This is a genomic window from Adlercreutzia sp., from assembly GCF_056795635.1.
On record NZ_JBQIIT010000001.1, the window covers coordinates 128,388 to 143,868 of the forward strand.

Genomic DNA, 15,481 nt, shown 5'->3' on the forward strand with positions numbered 1-15,481 from the left:
CGCCGCCCTCCCGGTGGGGGAGCTCTCGGCGGAGCGTTCTACGCCATCCAGCTCGTGACGATGGGCACCCAGCCCATGATGAGGATGATGACCACGAGCACCGGCACGCCGAAGCGCATCCAGTTGCGCAGCCAGGCGGGGAACTTGAGGCCGGTACCCTCGTTGGCCTCGGTGAGGAAGTTCTTCCAGCCCCAGCCGCGGCGGCTCACGCAGAACAGCACGAAGACGAGGGAACCCAAGGGCATGATGTTACTGGACACGAGGAAGTCCTCCACGGTCTGGATGTCGCCCACGCCGGGCATGACCACGTCGGACAGCACGTTGAAGCCAAGCGCGCAGGGCAGGGACAGAAGCGGAATGGCGATGAGGTTCACGATGACCGCCCGCTTGCGCGACCAGCCCCACTGGTCCATGGAGAAGCGCAGGATACCCTCAAATACGGCGATGACCGTGGACAGGGCCGCGAAGCTCATGAACACGAAGAAGAGCGTGCCCCATACCTGACCGAGCCACATCTGCTCGAAGACGCTCGGCAGGGTGATGAACACGAGGCCCGGGCCCGAATCGGGGGCCACGCCGAAGGCGAAGCAGGCGGGGAAGATGATGAGGCCCGTGGCCAGGGCCACGCCGGTGTCCAGGGCACCGATGGTGGCCGCCTCGCCCATGAGGGAGCGGTGCTTGTCGATGTAGCTGCCGAAGATGGTCATGGAGCCCATGCCAATGGACAGGGTGAAGAACGCCTGGCCCATGGCCGCGTAGGCCGCCTCGAAGAAGGCATCGGGGCTGGCGAAGATCTTCGAGAAGTCGGGCAGCAGGTAGAAGGCCACGCCGTCGGCCGCGCCGGGCAGGGTGAGGGCCCGCACCACGAGCACGCCCAAGATGGCCAGAAGGGCGAGCATCATGACCTTCGTGACCCGTTCCACACCCTTCTGCACGCCCATGGAGCAGATGAGGATGGCGATGGCGCAGGTGAGCACCATCCAGAACACCACCTCCACCGGATCGGCCAGCATGGCGTTGAAGATGGCCTGGGTCTGGACCGCATCGGCGCCGACGAACTGGCCCGCGGCCATCTTCGGCACGTAGGCGAGCATCCAGCCGGCCACGGTGGTGTAGAACATCATGAGCAGGTAGCAGCCGGCCCCACCGATCCACTTGTACTTGTGCCAGTGGGTGCCTGCCGGCTCCAGCTCGTTGAAGGCCCGGGCGATGGAGCGCTGGGAGCCGCGGCCTACGGCGAACTCCATGACGAGGATGGGCAGGCCCAGTACGAGCAGGAAGACGAGGTAGAGCACGAGGAACGCCGCGCCGCCGTACTCGCCGGTGATGTAGGGGAAGCGCCAGACGTTGCCCAGGCCGATGGCGCAGCCGGCCGAGATGAGGATGAAGCCGAGGCGGCTGCCGAAGCGCTCGCGTTCCATGGGGTCTCCTTTAGGGGTAGGACGCCGACGCAGCGGCCGGGCGTCGGAACATGCGGTAACCTGGTTATGCTACCAGAAAGAAGGGCCCCGAGACCCGACAAAATGTCGCGATCTCGGGGCCCAGGGGCCTTCAGGAGGGGGGAGCCGTTTCCCCATCGGGGCGGCTCGGGAGTGCTATTGCGCGGCGTCCTTGGCCTTCTCGGCCGCATCCTCGGCAGCTTGCTTGGCCTCGCCGGCCTTCTCGGCCACGGCCGCCTTGGCGTCGGCCGCCGCGTCCTTGGCCTTGTCGGCGGCGTCTCCCGCGGCCTTCTTCACGTCGTCGGCCTTGTCGGCAGCGGCCTCCTTCACGTCACTGGCCTTCTCAGCGGCGGCTTCCTTCAGGTCGGCTGCCTTCTCGGCCGCGGCGTCCTTCATCTCGCCGGCCTTGTCGGCCACCTCGCCCGCCTTCTCGGCTACGGCGTCCTTGATGTCGCCCGCCTTCTCGGCCGCGGCGTCCTTCAGGTCTCCTGCTTTTTCGGCCAGGTCGTGGGCGCCCTCGGCGAACGCGTCCTTGATATCCTCGCCGGCATCCTTGATTTTGTCGATGAAGCTCATGGTGAATCTCCCTTCGGGATGGTGAAATAACCTAGTGAAATCATAGAGTTTGATGGGCTGCGAAGAGACGGCGGGTGTGTGGCTGATAACGGCCCTTTGATGATCCGTTGGCGGCCCGTTGGAATGGCGGGCGCAGGACTCGGGTTTGTGACCAAAATAGGGGGAAGGACCGCAGCCGCGCCGGGGGACGGGCCCGATGGCGTACACTATAGGGAATTGTGATTTCAACGGCATCCAGAGCGTGAAGGAGTGCCCCATGGGCTTGTTCGATCGTATCAGCGATGGCTTGAGCCGCTCGCGTCATAAATTCAAGGAGTCGATGAACGTCCTGCTCGACCGCGGTCCCGATCTGGACGAGGAGTTCTGGGACGGCCTGGAGGAGACGCTCATCCTGTCGGACGTGGGCGGTGCTGCGGCGGCCGACATCGTGGAGCGCCTGCGCGATCAGGCCACCCGCCGGGCCCTGCCCGACGCCTACGCGGTGCTCGACCTGCTGAACGATGAGATTGCCGCCACCTTCACCGAGGGCGGCGCCGACATCCTCGGCGGTGGCCCGGCCGTGGTGCTGTTCGTGGGCATCAACGGCACGGGCAAGACCACCACCGTGGGCAAGCTGGCCAAGGCCGCCACCGACGAGGGCCGCGCGGTCATCCTGGGCTCGGCCGACACCTTCCGCGCCGCTGCCATCGAGCAGCTGGAGGTGTGGGCCCGCCGGACCGGGGTGGAGATGGTCACCCGGGAGCGCGGGGCGGACCCTGCCAGCGTGTGCTACGACACCCTGGAGCGGGCCGAGGCCACAGGCGCCGATCTGGTGCTCATCGACACGGCCGGGCGCCTGCACACCTCTGCCGACCTCATGCGCGAGCTGGAGAAAGTGGTGAACGTGGTGCGGAAGCGCTCGAAGCTGCCGGTGCACACGGTGCTCGTCATCGACGCCACCACGGGGCAGAACGGCCTCACCCAGGCCCGGGAGTTCGACCGCGCCCTCGATCTGGACGGCCTGGTAGTCACGAAGCTCGACGGCACCGCCAAGGGAGGCATCGCCCTGGCCGTGAGCCACGACTTGGACCTGCCTATTCTGAAGATCGGCGTGGGCGAGGGCATCGACGACCTGCGCGACTTTAACGCCCATGAGTTCGCCGCGGCCTTAGTGGGCACCTTCGACGAGCGCTTCGACGCCGATGAGGACGGCCTGCGCGGCGAGAACGCCAAGGAGGCCGCCGTGACCGCCGGCGAGCGCCGCCGCGACGTGCTGGAGGGCGCGCCGGTTGCCGCTGAATCCGAGGCTGCGCAAGAGGCTGGGGCCGAGCCCGAGCTCGCGGAGGAGGCTGAGCTCGCGGAAGCCGCCCTGGCTGCGGACGAGCCCGTGCTGGATGCGCAGGGCGATGTGGAGGAGGCCTTTGCCGAGGCGGCCGAGGAGGCTCTGGCGGAGCCCGCCGACGCCGACCTGCTGGACGCGGCGCTGGGTCACCGCACCCACGAGACCATCGTGGTCGAGGCCGAGGAGGACACACCTGCGGGCCTTGAAGCCGCCGAGCTGGCCGACCTCGACCGCAACGCCGAAGTTGCTGCCGAAGCGGCCGAATCAGAAAAGAAAGGTTTCTGGAAACGTTGGTTTTAATTGATTGCAGTAGCGTTGTCTTCTAAATTCGAGGATTGATCATGATACATTTTGGATGTAACTTAAAGAAAAGTGCTAATGAACTTACTCTATCGCGAGATAATTATATGTATAAGAAGAAAAATGGAGAGTATGCTTTTAAATTTAAAGGTAATTGGAGTCAAGAAGAAATTGCCGAACGAGAGCAGCTGAATCTTGCAAATTTCGACATAAATATGCATTTCTACGATCAACTTGATCGAGCGTTATTCGAACGTCAGCTGGAAAAGATATTGACAATGTTTCCTGGGTTTGAGGAAGTGACAGACCTTACTCTAGAATTTGATAGACGTGGTATATATCTACTTGTTTTGGGTAAATATAAACAATTATATATTGGAAAAACATATAAAAATTTTCTCGAGAGAATAAAAAAACATTGGTCTAATAATGTTGAGTTTGATAGATTGATATTTTTCGATTGGAGGAAGTCAAAACTATCTATTGACTCGTTTAAGGCTTTGGATACAACCCAGATATTTGTCTTACCTCTGAGTGCAACGGAGGATTCAATCCTGAAAATTGAAAGCCAGTTGGTCGAGGTGGTTGAAGGAGAATATCTGGCCAATAGGCTTAGCGGCGGATCGGTGGATTGGTCTAACAGGGTAACCCCTTATATGTCCGAGAAAGTGAAGCTTAGGGATCTTAGTTAAGGAGTACTTATGCTCGAGAATCTCTCCGAACGCCTTCAGGGCATCTTCTCCGGCCTGCGGTCGAAGGGCCGTTTGACTGAGGACGACATCAACGCCGCCATGCGCGAGATTCGCCTGGCTCTTCTGGAGGCCGACGTGAACTTCAAGGTGGTGAAGGCCTTCGTGGCCCGCACCAAGGAGCGCTGCCTGGCCGCCGAGGTGCTCGACTCGCTCACGCCGGCCCAGAACGTCGTGAAGATCGTGCTGGACGAGCTGACCGAGCTGTTGGGCCGCACCGATTCGCGGCTCGTGCTGGGCAGCCGCATTCCCAACGTCATCATGCTCGTGGGCCTGCAGGGCTCCGGCAAGACCACGGCCGCGGCCAAGCTGGCCTACCGCCTGAAGCAGGAGAACCATTCCCCGCTGCTCATCGCCGGCGACGTGTACCGCCCTGCCGCCGCCGACCAGCTCCAGACCCTGGGCGACGAGATCGGCGTGCGCGTGTACCGCGGCGACGGCAAGGATCCCGTGGCCATCGCCAAGGAGGGCATCCAGGACGCCATCGACAATCTGCGCGACGTGGTCATCATCGACACGGCCGGCCGTCTGCACGTAGACGAGGACATGATGGCCGAGGCCCAGGCCATCAAGGAGGCTACGCGCCCCGACCAGATTCTCATGGTGGTGGACGCCATGACTGGCCAGGATGTGGTGAACGTCGTGGAGGCCTTCGCCAGCGCCGTGGACTTCGACGGCGTCATCATGTCGAAGATGGACGGCGACGCCCGCGGCGGTGGCGCCCTGTCCGTGCGCGAGGTGACCGGCAAGCCCATCAAGTTCATCTCCTCGGGCGAGAAGCCCGACTCCCTGGAGGTGTTCCATCCCGACCGCATGGCCAAACGCATCCTCGGCATGGGCGACGTGGTGTCCCTCATCGAGAACGCCGTGCGCGTGCAGCAGGCCGAGGAAGAGGAGCTGGAAGCCGAGCGCATGATGCGCGGCCACATCACCCTGGACGACTTCGTGATGATGAACGCCCAGATGCGCAAGATGGGCGGCGTGCAGAAGCTCGTGAGCGCCCTGCCCGGCGGCGACAAGGCCCTGGCTTCCGGCCAGGTGGACGAAGGGGCGCTCGATGCCATGGAGGTCATCATCAACTCCATGACCCGCGAGGAGCGCATCCATCCCGAGCTGCTCAACGGCAGCCGCCGTGCCCGCATCGCCAAGGGCGCCGGCGTCAGCGTGACGGCCGTGAACCAGATGATGAAGAAGTTCAACGAGACCAAGAAGATGGTGAAGCAGGCCACTGCCGGCATGGATATGGGGGCCGCCCGCGGCAAGAAGGGGAAGAAGGGGAAGGGCAAGCGCCGCCGCGGCCTGGGCATTCCCGGCATGGGCGGCATGTCCATGAAGGACCTGAAGAAGATCCAGGACATGATGGGACAGTAGGCTGCCTGCACGGGTTAACCCCTGAGCTTTCGATGCTCCCCTTGCATCGGCCATTCGGCATACGAATGGGAAATTCGTAACACCGCCGGGAAATTCTCTGGTATATTACCAATCGAGAATTCGTAACACCGCAGGGAGGCGGTGTGCTGCGCGGTCGCCTGGGGCGACGCGGCAGCGGAACGCGCCGAGAGGAGACGACATGGGTTTTACCCGGAGGAGCTTCATGAAGGGTGCCGCGGCGGCAGCCGGAGCGGTTGCGTGGGGCGGTATTCTTTCCGCCTGTGGCGGGGGAGGCGGCGCGCCAGCGGCTGCCAGTGCGGGGGCGAGCCCGTCGGGCACGGGGCCGAACGGGGAATCTCAGGTAATCGTGACCATGACGCCCTCCTCGGAGCCGGCGGCGGGGTTCGATCCGCTCATGGGCTGGGGGGCCGGCGAGCATGTGCACGAGCCCCTCATCCAGTCGACCCTCATCACCACCGACAACGATCTGAACTTCGTGAACGACCTGGCCGTGGACTACGACTGCTCTGAGGACGGCCTCACCTGGACCTTCACCATTCGCGAGGGCGCGGTCTTCAGCGACGGCGTGCCGCTGACGGCCGAGGACGTGGCCTTCACCATCAACGGCATCGCCCAGGGAGCGGCGGCCGAGGCAGACCTGTCCATGGTGGCCGAGGCCCGGGCCCTGGATGCCACCACCTGCGAGATTGCCATGAAGCGGCCCAACAACGCGCTGCTGTACACCCTGGCCGTGGTGGGCATCGTGCCGGCCCACGCCTACGGGTCCGACTACGGCGCGAACCCCATCGGCAGCGGACGCTATGTGCTCGAGCAGTGGGATCGCGGCCAGCAGGTCATCCTGCGGGCGAATCCCGACTACTACGGCGAGAAACCGCTCATGGACCGCGTGGTGGTGCTGTTCATGGAGGAGGACGCCTCCTTGGCCGCGGCAAGCTCGGGTCTGGCGGACGTGGCCTACACCTCTGCCTCCCTGGCCGGGGCGGTGCCGGCGGGCTACACGCTGCTGAACTGCGCCTCGGTGGACTCCCGCGGCATATCGCTGCCCTGCAATCCGGCCGGTACCGACGTGGCGGTGGACGGCGATATGGTCTATGAAGGAGGCAACGATGTGACCTGCGATATCGCCGTGCGCCGGGCGCTCAACTACGGCATCGACCGCGAGGCCATGATCGAGCGGGTGCTCGCCGGCTTCGGCCGGCCGGCTTATTCCGTGGCCGACGGCATGCCCTGGTCGAGTGCGGCCATGGGTGTGGAAACCGACGCTGCGGCCGCCGAGCGCTTGCTGGACGAGGCCCGCTGGCAGCGGGGCGACGACGGCATGCGCTCCCGCGACGGGGTGCCCTGCGCCTTCGACCTGTACTACGCGGCCGGCGATTCCACCCGCCAGGCCCTGGCCTACGACTTCGCCGACCAGTGCGCGGCCCTCGGTATCGCCGTGACCCCCAAGGGGGCCAGCTGGGACGACATCTACCTGCGCCAGTACGCCGATCCGGTGCTGTGGGGCTGGGGCTCCAATGCCCCGGTGGAGCTCTTCGAGCTGACCCATTCCTCCGGCTGGGGCAACTACGCCCAGTACGGCGACGCCGCGGTGGATGCCCATCTGGAAGCGGCCCAGGCGGCCCGCACCGTGGAGGAATCCTACCCCCTCTACCAGGCGGCCCAATGGGACGATGCCACCCAGACCGGGGTGGCGCCGGAGGGGGCGGCCACCTGGGTATGGCTCGCCAACGTGGACCACCTCTATTTCGAGCGGGAGGGCCTGGCCGTGGCCGAGCAGAAGCCCCATCCCCACGGCCACGGGTGGAGCCTGGTCAACAACGTCGATCGCTGGTCGTGGCAGTAGGAGACGATGGCCCCGCTGACTTCTCCATGTCCACGGAAAGGCGCTATAACTATTATGTCATATAATGTCATCAGGTTCATTGGGGGACAGATCGGGCGGTTCGCGCTGCTCATGGCGGCCGTGGCCGTGGTCACCTTCGCCCTCGTGAGCCTGTCGCCGGTCGATCCCCTCCAGGCCAACGTGGGCCAGGCGGCCCTGCTCGGCATGAGCGAGGAGAAGCGGGCGGCCCTGGCGGCCTACTGGGGCTCCGATGTACCCGTGACCGAGCGGTTCCTCGCCTGGGCCGGCGCCCTGCTGCAAGGGGACATGGGCATATCGCTGCGCTACAACGCCCCCGTGGCCGAGGTCATCGCCTCCCGCGCCGCCAATTCCCTGGCCCTCATGGGAGTGGCCTGGGTCGTTTCCGGCGGTCTCGGCTTCGCCCTGGGTATAGCGGCAGCCTTGAACGAGGGGCGCCTGGTGGATCGGGCCGTGCGGGCCTACTGCTTCGTGCTGGCCGCCTCGCCCACCTTCTGGGTGGGCCTTTTGCTGCTCATGGTGTTCTCGGTGTGGCTCGGCTGGTTCCCTTTGGGCTTCTCGGTGCCCGCGGGCGTGGCCGCCTCTGAGGTCACCTTCGCCGACGCCCTGCACCACATGGCCCTGCCGGCCATCACCCTGTCGGTGGTGGGGGTGGCCAACGTGGCCCTGCATACCCGGGCCAAGGCCATCGAGGTCATGGGCAGTGACTTCGCGCGGTTCGCCCGGGCCCGGGGGGAGGGCCGCGGCCAGGTCATGGTGCGTCACGGCCTGCGCAATCTCGCCCTGCCGGCCATCACCCTCCAGTGCGCCCAGGTGGCCGAGATCTTCGGCGGCTCGGTGCTCGTGGAAGAGGTGTTCAGCTACCCCGGCCTCGGTCAGGCCGCCGTCACGGCCGGGCTCGGCGGGGATGTGGCCCTGCTGGCCGGCATCGCCTTGGTATCGGCGGCCCTCGTGTTCGCGGGGAATCTGGCCGCGAACCTCGTCTACGGCCTTGTGGACCCTCGCATGCGGCCGGTGCGGCCCGACGCCCGAAGCGTGGAAAACGACGGCCGAAACACGGAGAGGGGGTAGAGTCATGGCCGATAACGCTGCCGCCCCGCGCGGTGCCGTTGCGCACGACGGCGCGCCCGAGGCCGCCCCGGCCCCGGTGCTGTCGGCTCCCCGCGTCCGGCGCCTGCCGAACCGCCGCCGTGCCGCCGGGCTCGCCCTGGGGGCCGCCGCGGCCCTGGCCCTGGTGGTGATCGCCGGGGCACTGCTGGGCCCGGCCGCCCAGGCCACCGATTTCGCCGCCAAGAACCTCGCGCCCTGCTGGGCCCACCCCTTCGGCACCGACTGGATGGGCCGCGACATGTTCCTGCGCACGCTCGCGGGCCTGTCCACGAGCATCCTCGTGGGGCTCGGCGCGGCCGTGGCCTCCTCCCTCATCGCCCTGGCCCTGGCATCGGCGGCGGCCCTCGGGCCCCGCTGGGCCGACGGCGCGGTGAGCTGGCTGACCGACCTCATGATGGGCATTCCCCACATCGTGCTGCTCATCCTCATCTCCTATGCTCTGGGCAAGGGCTTCTGGGGCGTCACCATCGGCGTGGCCCTGACCCATTGGCCGAGCCTCGCCCGCGTCCTGCGGGCCGAGATCCTCCAGTGCCGCGCCTCCGGCTTCGTGGCCGTGGCCGCCCGTCTCGGCGCGAGCCCGGTCTCCATCGCCCTGCGGCACATGGTGCCCTACGTGCTGCCCCAGTTCGCCGTGGGGCTCGTGCTCCTGTTCCCTCACGCCATCCTCCACGAGGCCGCCATCACCTTCCTCGGCTTCGGCCTGCCCCCGGAGATGCCTGCCATCGGCATCATCCTCTCCGAGGCCATGGGCTACCTCTCGGCGGGGATGTGGTGGCTCGCGGTGTTTCCCGGCGCGGCCCTGGTGGCCTGCGTCCTGTTGTTCGATAGCGTGGGCGCGGGCCTGCGCCGGCTCGTCGATCCGGCGAGCGCCCAGGAATAGGGGAAGGTTATGGAAGCTCACGAGACTCTCGATCACGGCACCCAGGCGGTGCACCACCACCATTCCCACGGGGCCGCCTCCCGTCACGCCCACGGCCACCACCTGCTCACGGTAGAGGACCTCACCGTGGCCTTCCGCATGTACGACGAGGAGGCCGTGGAAGCGGGGCAGGGGAAGAAGGCTGTGAAGGGGCAGAAGGAAACGGGCCCAGGGAAAGGGAAGAAGTCAGGAGGAGAGAAGGGGGGAAGGGAGGCGAAGCGAGCGCAGCGCCGTCCCTCGGCATGGCGCCGCTATCTGGAGGCGCCCCAGCGTGAGGTGGAGGTGATCCACTCCCTGAGCCTGTCGGTCCACGAGGGGGAGATCCTGGCCGTCGTGGGGGCCTCGGGCTCGGGCAAGACCCTGCTGGCCGATGCCGTGCTCGGGCTGTTCGAGCCCAACGCCCTCGTGCGCGGCCGCATCTGGTTCGACGGAGAACCCATGGACGCGGCCTCCCTGGCCGCCGTGCGGGGCTCCCGCATCGCGCTCGTGCCCCAGTCCGTGGCAAGCCTGGACCCCCTCATGCGGGTGGGCCGCCAGGTGGAGGGGGCGCCCCAGGGCCGCGGGGCCGCCCGCCGGGCCGACAAGCGCCGGCGCGCCGAGCGCCGCCGCGAGCTCTTCGCCCGCTACGGCCTGGACGAGGATGTAGCGCGGCTGTTTCCCCACGAGCTGTCGGGGGGCATGGCCCGCCGCGTGCTCCTGTGCTGCGCCCTCATGGAGAGCCCGCAGCTCATCGTGGCCGACGAGCCCACCCCGGGCCTCGACCTCGATTTGGCCGTGCGCGCCCTGGCCGACCTGCGGGCCTTCGCCGACGGGGGCGGGGGCGTGCTGCTCATCACCCACGACATCGAGCTGGCCCTTACCGTGGCCGACCGCGTGGCGGTGTTCCGCGACGGCACCGTGGTGGAGGAGACCGCCGTGGAGAGCTTCGCCGGGCCCGACACCCTGGCCCATCCCTTCAGTTGCCAGCTCTGGCACGCCCTGCCCGAGCACGACTTCGCCCCGCCCCCTTCCGTTCCCGCTCCCGGTGACGAGTGCGGAGAAGGGGGTGCCCCATGCTAGAGGCCCGCGCCATCTCCTTCGGCTACGGGAGCGGCCCGTTGCTCTACGAGGGGTTCTCCCTGGCCGTGGCCCCCGGCGAGCGGGTGCAGCTGGCGGCTCCCTCCGGGGCGGGCAAGACCACCTTAGCCCGCATCCTGGCCGGCTACGAGCGGCCCCGCGCGGGCACGGTGCTCGTGGACGGGGCGCCCCTGCCGCGGCGCGGGCGCTGTCCCGTGCAGCTCGTGGGCCAGCATCCCGAGCTGACCGTGGACCCGCGCCAGACCATGGCCGCCGTCCTGGCCGAGGCCGGGGCCGCGCCTGAGGAAGAGGAGCGCCTGCGCGCCCTGCTGGGCATCCAGGACCGGTGGCTGACCCGCTACCCCCGGGAGCTCTCCGGCGGCGAGCTGCAGCGCTTCTGCATCGCCCGGGCTCTGGCCGCGTCCCCGCGCTACCTCATCGCCGACGAGGTGTCCACGATGCTCGATGCCGTGACCCAGGCCCAGATCTGGTCGGTGCTGCTGGCCGAGGCCCGCGGCCGCGACCTGGGGCTCCTGTTCGTGTCCCATTCTCCGGCCCTGGCCGCCCGCATCGCCACCCGGGTGGTGCCCCTGGCCTGAGAAAGGGGAAGGTTCCGCCTCGCTCGGGGCCGTTTCGCGCCCCAGGGGTTCGCCGTCCATGGATAGTTCATGGACGGGCGCTTGTCAAACGGAGCGCGAAGCCGTAATATAAGCAATTGCTGTTTTCGCCGCACTGTGCGAGCAGTGCTTGCGTATAGAGAAATATCAGTTGTAGAAGGAGTTCCATTTCATGGCAGTCAAGATTCGCCTCGCTCGCCACGGCGCCAAGAAGCGCCCGTACTACCGCATCGTCGTCGCCGATTCCCGCGCCCCGCGCGACGGCCGCTTCATCGAGGAGGTGGGCCGCTACAACCCCTGCTGCCATCCGCACCTCATCAAGTTCGACATGGAGAAGCTGGATCAGTGGCTGGCCAACGGCGCCCAGCCCACCGACACCGTGGAGCGTCTCATCAAGGTCGCCCGCGAGAACGCCTAAGCCATGGCTGATCTGACTGAGGATCTCGCCGGTCTCGTCGACGCCATCGTGCGCCCCCTCGTGGAGGAGGCCGACGCGCTGGAGGTTGTCGCCACCGAGGCCGAGGACGGCGGCATCGTCGTGGAGATTCGCGTCGCCGAGGGCGATGCCGGCAAGGTCATCGGCCGTCAGGGCCGCGTCATCAAGGCCATCCGCACGCTGGCTCGCGCCGCTGCCTCGCGCACGGGCAAGCTCGTCGAGGTGGAGCTCATCGATTAAATGCGCGGCTGGATCGATGTCGCCTATCTGGCGAAACCAAAGAATTTGAATGGAGGGCTCGTCGCACGGGGTGCGTCGGGCCTTCCCGCTTTGCTGTACGAGGGCCTTGAGGTGGCCTTCGTGCCGCCAGTCATCGACGCGCCCCGTCGCGCCCGGGTGCGCGACGTGCAGGCGCTGTCGGAGGCCGAGGCCCTCGTGTTCTTCGAGGGCGTGGACGACCTCACCGTGGCCGAGATGCTCGCCGGCCGGCGCGTCCTCGTGCGCGAGGAGGCGGTGGATTTGGCGGTGCTGGAAGAGGCCGAGGCCCTGCCCGACTGGTCCGGCTGGTCCGTGGAGGACGCCCGGGCCGGCTACGTGGGGGAAGTGGCCTCCATCGACGAGCGCGCCACCCAGCCTCTGCTCACCGTGGCCCGTCCCGACGGCCGCGAGACCCTGGTGCCCCTCGTGGACGCCTTCATCGCCGCGGTGGACGAAGAGCGCCGCCTCATTCGCCTCACCTGCCCCGACGGCCTGCTCGACCTCTAGGGCGCCCGGTCGCTCACTTCCGACGGCAAAGGACCGCCCATGCTCATCGAGACCCTCTCCACCTTCCCCCACATGTACGATTCGGTCATGGGGGAGTCCATGATGAAGCGCGCCCAGGAGAAGGGCCTGCTGGAATTTCGCGCCCACGACCTGCGCGATTGGACCCACGACCGCCATCGCACCACCGACGACGACCCCTACGGCGGCGGCGCCGGCCTCGTCATGAAGTGCGAGCCCATTTTCGAGGCGGTGGAGGATATTCTCGGAAAAGAAATCGTCGAAGCGAAGCTGGCTTCAACGGTGGAAGAGTGCAGAGGGATTTCGGGCGGTGCTCGCCAAGCGAGTTCCGCAGCGACTTCAACCGAGGTTGAGCCCGGCGAAGATACGGGGTGCCCTGACCGAGCGAGTTCCGCAGCGACTGAAACAGTCCAGTGGACTGTTTCACCAAGCGAGGACTGTCTGAGCGAATCAGGGTACCCCGTAGCTTCGCCCCCCGGCGTCTCACAATCCGCGCCCAAGATCGTCTTCTTGGCGCCGCAGGGGCGCACCTTCGACGACGCCTACGCCACCGAGCTGGCCGCCGAGGAGCACCTGCTGTTCATCTGCGGCCACTACGAGGGCATCGACGAGCGCGTTTACACCCTGGCCGACCATGTGATCTCCCTGGGCGATTACGTGCTCACCTCCGGTGAGCTGGCCAGCATGGTGGTCATCGACGCCGTGGTGCGCAAGATCCCGGGGGTGCTGGGGGCAGCGGAGGGCCCCATCGACGAGTCCTTCACGAGCGGGCTATTGGAATACCCTCAATACACGCGCCCTGCCAATTTCCGCGGCATGGAGGTGCCGGCGGTGCTGCTGTCGGGCAACCACGGGGCCGTGGCCCGCTGGCGCCGGGAGCAGAGCCTCGCCCGCACGGCCGTCGCCCGTCCCGACCTGCTTGAGCGCTTCGCGGCGGCCGGCGCCCTTACCAAGGCCGACCACACCTTCCTCGATTCCCTCGCCTAGCAGGGCCGCGCACCGTCCGCTGACCAGAAATTTCTGTTGTCTCGCGAACCCGGAGAGCGAAGGGCGGCCGAAGGGGTATCATGGCCTTTCATGGTATGTTCACACCGCAGAGAAGGGGCTGCCCACCGATGTACGAAAGCGATCACGCCGCCTATCAGCAGCGCCCGCGCCAGTCGGCCGGCATCCTGCGCACCCTGCTCAGCGTCATCGGCCTGGTGGCCATGGTGCTCGTGCTGTCCTGGGGCCTGCGCACCTTCGTATTCCAGGCCTACGAGATTCCCTCGGGCTCCATGGAGGAGACCATTAAACCCGGCGACATGGTGTTCTCCGAGAAGATCACCTACTACAGCAGCGACCCGGCCCCCGGCGACATCGTCACCTTCGAGGATCCCGACCCCGATCACGCGGGCCGCATCCTCATCAAGCGGGTCATCGCCGTGGGCGGCCAGGTGGTCGACTTGCGCGACGGCCGGGTCTACGTGGACGACGTGCTCCAGGATGAGCCCTATACCCGCGGCGAGCCGTCCTTCCCCCTGACGTCTCTGCCCGGCACCACGGTGGACTACCCCTACACCGTGCCGGAGGGCTCCCTCTGGGTGATGGGGGACAACCGCACCAATTCCCAGGATTCCCGCTATTTCGGGGCCATCGCCGAGCGATCGGTCACCGGGAAGGCGATATTCATCTACTGGCCGCTGACCGACGTGGGCGTGCTCTAGGGCCCGAGGGCCGAGCGGGAGCCGCCGCGCCGGGCGCGGTGGAGGCGCCGCCCTTGGGGGTTGCGCGGGAGACTTTGTAGGAACCGACCGAAGAAGGAGAGCCATGGAAATGGATGCCGCACGCATCGTGGAGGAGACGTTGCCCCCCACCTTCCAGGACGTCATCATGAACCTGCAGCGCTACTGGGCCAGCACCGGCTGCGTGGTCCTGCAGCCCTACGACAACGAGGTGGGCGCCGGCACCAACGCCCCGGCCACCACCCTGCGCTCGCTCGGCCCCGACACCTGGCGCACCTGCTACGTGCAGGGCTGCCGCCGTCCCACCGACGGCCGCTACGGCGAGAACCCCAACCGCGGGCAGTTCTACTACCAGTTCCAGGTGCTCATCAAGCCCTCGCCGGAGAATATCCAGGACCTGTACCTGGGAAGTCTTGAGGCCATCGGCATCGATGTGGCGGCCCACGACGTGCGCTTCGTGGAAGACGACTGGGAGAGCCCCACGCTCGGCGCCTGGGGCCTGGGCTGGGAGATCTGGATCGACGGCATGGAGGTGACCCAGTTCACCTACTTCCAGCAGGTGGGCGGCTTCGAGTGCGACCCGGTGCCCGTGGAGATCGCCTACGGCCTGGAGCGTCTGACCATGTTCGTCCAGGGCGTTGACAACATGTTCGACATCGTGTGGGCCCGCGGCGACGACGGCGTGGTGTTCACTTACGGCGACGTGTACCTGGAGAACGAGCGCGAGTACTCGAAGTACAACTTCGAGGTGGCCGACACCGGGTTTCTGTTCCAGGAGTTCGCCGACCGCGAGGTGGAGTGCCTGCGCACCCTGAAGGCCGACCTGCCGCTGCCGGCCTACGACTCGGTGCTGAAGTGCTGCCACGCCTTCAACCTGCTGGACGCCCGCGGCGTCATCTCGGCCACCGAGCGCATGGCCTACATCCTGCGCGTGCGCACCCTGGCCAAGGCCTGCTGCGCCTCCTACATGAAGAACGTGGTGGGCATGGACGTGGACACCGCCGATTTGGACGCCCTGCTGGCCGACGTGCCCGACCCGCTCGCGAAGCCCGTCGCGGAAGAGCCGGCGAACCTGGTGCCGATGCATCCGGAAGAGGCCGGCGGCTGTCCCGGCGCCGCGGCTGCGGCCGAGCATACCGAGCGCGCCTTCGAGTTCGTGACCATCGCCGACGACGCTTCGACCGAGAAGGAGGCCTAA

Annotated in this window: 16 protein-coding genes; 14 read left to right on the plus strand and 2 right to left on the minus strand. The window is 66.8% G+C overall.

Annotated features, from left to right (window positions below; translation table 11 throughout):
* Window positions 1-38: 38 nt before the first annotated feature.
* Window positions 39-1,421, minus strand: a complete 1,383-nt coding sequence (locus tag ACTOXK_RS00575) for a sodium-dependent transporter (RefSeq protein ID WP_482277388.1) — start codon at window positions 1,419-1,421, stop codon at window positions 39-41.
* A 174-nt stretch (window positions 1,422-1,595) separates the two neighbouring features.
* Window positions 1,596-2,015: a hypothetical protein gene (locus tag ACTOXK_RS00580; protein WP_482277387.1), complete on the minus strand. Its 420-nt coding sequence runs from the start codon at window positions 2,013-2,015 to the stop codon at window positions 1,596-1,598.
* A gap of 256 nt (window positions 2,016-2,271) precedes the next feature.
* Here ACTOXK_RS00580 and ftsY point away from each other — a divergent pair, with 256 nt between their 5' ends.
* The 14 genes from ftsY to ACTOXK_RS00650 all read left to right on the plus strand — a co-directional run bounded on the left by ftsY (window position 2,272) and on the right by ACTOXK_RS00650 (window position 15,481).
* Window positions 2,272-3,636 carry a signal recognition particle-docking protein FtsY gene (ftsY, locus tag ACTOXK_RS00585; RefSeq protein WP_482277386.1) on the plus strand — a complete coding sequence of 455 codons (1,365 nt, stop codon included), beginning with the start codon at window positions 2,272-2,274 and terminating at the stop codon, window positions 3,634-3,636.
* A 41-nt stretch (window positions 3,637-3,677) separates the two neighbouring features.
* Window positions 3,678-4,328: a GIY-YIG nuclease family protein gene (locus tag ACTOXK_RS00590; protein WP_482277385.1), complete on the plus strand. Its 651-nt coding sequence runs from the start codon at window positions 3,678-3,680 to the stop codon at window positions 4,326-4,328.
* Between the two features lie 9 nt (window positions 4,329-4,337).
* Window positions 4,338-5,756, plus strand: coding sequence for a signal recognition particle protein (ffh, locus tag ACTOXK_RS00595; RefSeq protein WP_482277384.1), 1,419 nt, complete (start codon window positions 4,338-4,340; stop codon window positions 5,754-5,756).
* A gap of 199 nt (window positions 5,757-5,955) precedes the next feature.
* Window positions 5,956-7,620, plus strand: a complete 1,665-nt coding sequence (locus ACTOXK_RS00600) for an ABC transporter substrate-binding protein (protein ID WP_482277383.1) — start codon at window positions 5,956-5,958, stop codon at window positions 7,618-7,620.
* Between the two features lie 54 nt (window positions 7,621-7,674).
* Window positions 7,675-8,709, plus strand: a complete 1,035-nt coding sequence (locus ACTOXK_RS00605) for an ABC transporter permease (RefSeq protein WP_482277382.1) — start codon at window positions 7,675-7,677, stop codon at window positions 8,707-8,709.
* A gap of 4 nt (window positions 8,710-8,713) precedes the next feature.
* The gene (locus ACTOXK_RS00610) at window positions 8,714-9,628 is read left to right on the plus strand and encodes an ABC transporter permease (RefSeq protein WP_482277381.1); all 915 of its coding nucleotides are present in this window, start codon (window positions 8,714-8,716) and stop codon (window positions 9,626-9,628) included.
* A gap of 9 nt (window positions 9,629-9,637) precedes the next feature.
* Window positions 9,638-10,726 (plus strand): ATP-binding cassette domain-containing protein, encoded by a 1,089-nt coding sequence (locus tag ACTOXK_RS00615; protein ID WP_482277380.1) that lies wholly within the window; start codon window positions 9,638-9,640, stop codon window positions 10,724-10,726.
* Entirely contained in the window at window positions 10,720-11,322 is a 603-nt protein-coding gene (locus ACTOXK_RS00620) for an ABC transporter ATP-binding protein (RefSeq protein ID WP_482277379.1), read from the plus strand. Before ACTOXK_RS00615 ends, ACTOXK_RS00620 begins: the two co-directional genes overlap by 7 nt.
* Window positions 11,323-11,512: 190 nt before the next feature.
* A complete protein-coding gene (gene rpsP, locus ACTOXK_RS00625; RefSeq protein WP_135971415.1) occupies window positions 11,513-11,758 on the plus strand; it encodes a 30S ribosomal protein S16 in 246 nt (81 codons plus the stop codon).
* A 3-nt stretch (window positions 11,759-11,761) separates the two neighbouring features.
* Entirely contained in the window at window positions 11,762-12,016 is a 255-nt protein-coding gene (locus ACTOXK_RS00630; protein ID WP_482277378.1) for a KH domain-containing protein, read from the plus strand.
* On the plus strand, window positions 12,017-12,541 hold the full coding sequence (locus ACTOXK_RS00635; protein WP_482277377.1) for a ribosome maturation factor RimM: 525 nt from the start codon (window positions 12,017-12,019) through the stop codon (window positions 12,539-12,541).
* A gap of 39 nt (window positions 12,542-12,580) precedes the next feature.
* Window positions 12,581-13,546, plus strand: coding sequence for a tRNA (guanosine(37)-N1)-methyltransferase TrmD (gene trmD, locus ACTOXK_RS00640; protein ID WP_482277376.1), 966 nt, complete (start codon window positions 12,581-12,583; stop codon window positions 13,544-13,546).
* A gap of 128 nt (window positions 13,547-13,674) precedes the next feature.
* Entirely contained in the window at window positions 13,675-14,265 is a 591-nt protein-coding gene (gene lepB, locus ACTOXK_RS00645; protein ID WP_482277375.1) for a signal peptidase I, read from the plus strand.
* 103 nt (window positions 14,266-14,368) lie between these two features.
* On the plus strand, window positions 14,369-15,481 hold the full coding sequence (locus ACTOXK_RS00650) for a glycine--tRNA ligase subunit alpha (RefSeq protein WP_482277374.1): 1,113 nt from the start codon (window positions 14,369-14,371) through the stop codon (window positions 15,479-15,481).

Coding starts and splice junctions, on each gene's coding strand:
- ACTOXK_RS00575 (WP_482277388.1), bottom strand. CDS start 1,421: ATGGAACGCGAGCGCTTCGGCAGCCGCCTCGGCTTCATCCTCATCTCG.
- ACTOXK_RS00580 (WP_482277387.1), bottom strand. CDS start 2,015: ATGAGCTTCATCGACAAAATCAAGGATGCCGGCGAGGATATCAAGGAC.
- ftsY (WP_482277386.1), top strand. CDS start 2,272: ATGGGCTTGTTCGATCGTATCAGCGATGGCTTGAGCCGCTCGCGTCAT.
- ACTOXK_RS00590 (WP_482277385.1), top strand. CDS start 3,678: ATGATACATTTTGGATGTAACTTAAAGAAAAGTGCTAATGAACTTACT.
- ffh (WP_482277384.1), top strand. CDS start 4,338: ATGCTCGAGAATCTCTCCGAACGCCTTCAGGGCATCTTCTCCGGCCTG.
- ACTOXK_RS00600 (WP_482277383.1), top strand. CDS start 5,956: ATGGGTTTTACCCGGAGGAGCTTCATGAAGGGTGCCGCGGCGGCAGCC.
- ACTOXK_RS00605 (WP_482277382.1), top strand. CDS start 7,675: ATGTCATATAATGTCATCAGGTTCATTGGGGGACAGATCGGGCGGTTC.
- ACTOXK_RS00610 (WP_482277381.1), top strand. CDS start 8,714: ATGGCCGATAACGCTGCCGCCCCGCGCGGTGCCGTTGCGCACGACGGC.
- ACTOXK_RS00615 (WP_482277380.1), top strand. CDS start 9,638: ATGGAAGCTCACGAGACTCTCGATCACGGCACCCAGGCGGTGCACCAC.
- ACTOXK_RS00620 (WP_482277379.1), top strand. CDS start 10,720: ATGCTAGAGGCCCGCGCCATCTCCTTCGGCTACGGGAGCGGCCCGTTG.
- rpsP (WP_135971415.1), top strand. CDS start 11,513: ATGGCAGTCAAGATTCGCCTCGCTCGCCACGGCGCCAAGAAGCGCCCG.
- ACTOXK_RS00630 (WP_482277378.1), top strand. CDS start 11,762: ATGGCTGATCTGACTGAGGATCTCGCCGGTCTCGTCGACGCCATCGTG.
- ACTOXK_RS00635 (WP_482277377.1), top strand. CDS start 12,017: ATGCGCGGCTGGATCGATGTCGCCTATCTGGCGAAACCAAAGAATTTG.
- trmD (WP_482277376.1), top strand. CDS start 12,581: ATGCTCATCGAGACCCTCTCCACCTTCCCCCACATGTACGATTCGGTC.
- lepB (WP_482277375.1), top strand. CDS start 13,675: ATGTACGAAAGCGATCACGCCGCCTATCAGCAGCGCCCGCGCCAGTCG.
- ACTOXK_RS00650 (WP_482277374.1), top strand. CDS start 14,369: ATGGAAATGGATGCCGCACGCATCGTGGAGGAGACGTTGCCCCCCACC.